At 67.0% G+C, this 1,212-nt stretch carries 1 protein-coding gene; it reads right to left on the bottom strand.

Features of this window, described 5'->3' with window-relative positions; all coding sequences use genetic code 11:
• Window positions 1-1,212, bottom strand: a 1,212-nt coding sequence (locus ACLEJP_RS25445; protein ID WP_440810888.1) for an Ig-like domain-containing protein, incomplete at both ends; no start/stop codon positions are given.

Raw genomic sequence — 1,212 nt, 5'->3', positions numbered from 1 at the left:
GTCGTCTCGCCGACCGGGTTGCCCCCGCCGTCGGTGAGGATCACCTTGGCTCCGGCTTCAGCGGTACCGCTGACCACCGCGCCGTTGCTCGGGTTGATGACCGGGGCAGCCGGGGCAACCGCGTCAACGGTGACGCTGGTCGGTCCGCTGGTATTGCCGGCCGGGTCCTGGGCCACGGCATTGACTACCGTAGCGTTGGCCAGCGGCGTGCCGGGCGTGAACGACCAGTTGCCACTGCCATCGGCGGTTGTTTCACCGATCGGGTTGCCGCTGCCGTCAGTGAGAATCACCTTGACTCCGGCTTCAGCGGTCCCGCTGATCACAATGCCATTGCTCGGCTCGACCGTTGGCTGGCCGGGCGCGACGGCATCTACCGTGGTGCTGACCACGGGGGAACTGGTATTGCCAGCCGAGTCCTGGGCGACGGCGTTGACCACCGTGCCGTTGACCAGCGGCGTGCCTGGCGTGAATGACCAGTTGCCACTGCCGTCGGCGGTCGTCTCGCCGATCGGATTGCCGCTGCCGTCGGTGAGAATCACCTTGGCTCCGGCTTCAGCGGTACCGCTGATCACAATGCCATTGCTCGGGTCGATCGTCGGCTGGCCGGGCGCAACGTTATCTACCGTGGTGCTGACCACGGGGGAGCTGGTGTTGCCAGCCGAGTCCTGGGCCACAGCGTTGACCACCGTGCCGTTGGCCAGCGGCGTGCCAGGTGTGAACGACCAGTTGCCGCTGCCGTCGGCGGTCGTTTCACCGATCGGGTTGCCGCTGCCATCGGTAAGGATCACCTTGGCCCCGGCTTCAGCGGTGCCGCTGATCACGGCGCCGTTGCTCGGGTTGATGACCGGCGCAGCCGGGGCGATAGCATCAACGGTGACACTGGTCGGTCCGCTGCTGTTGCCGGCAGGGTCCTGGGCCACGGCATTGACTACCGTAGCGTTGGCCAGCGGCGTGGCGGGCGTGAACGACCAGTTGCCACTGCCATCGGCGGTTGTCTCGCCAATCGGGTTGCCGCCGCCGTCGGTGAGAATCACCTTGGCTCCGGCTTCAGCGGTACCGCTGATCACAACGCCGTTGCTCGGGTTGATGACCGGCGCAGTCGGGGCGACCGCGTCCACTGTGGCACTGGTCGGCCCGCTGGTATTGCCAGCCGAGTCCTGGGCTACGGCATTGACTACCGTGCCGTTGGCCAGCGGTGTGCCTGGCGTGAGT

The sequence above is a fragment of the Pseudomonas sp. SMV7 genome (assembly GCF_052041995.1).
Classification (GTDB): Bacteria; Pseudomonadota; Gammaproteobacteria; order Pseudomonadales; family Pseudomonadaceae; genus Aquipseudomonas.
This window is presented reverse-complemented; position numbering and strand designations above follow the sequence as displayed.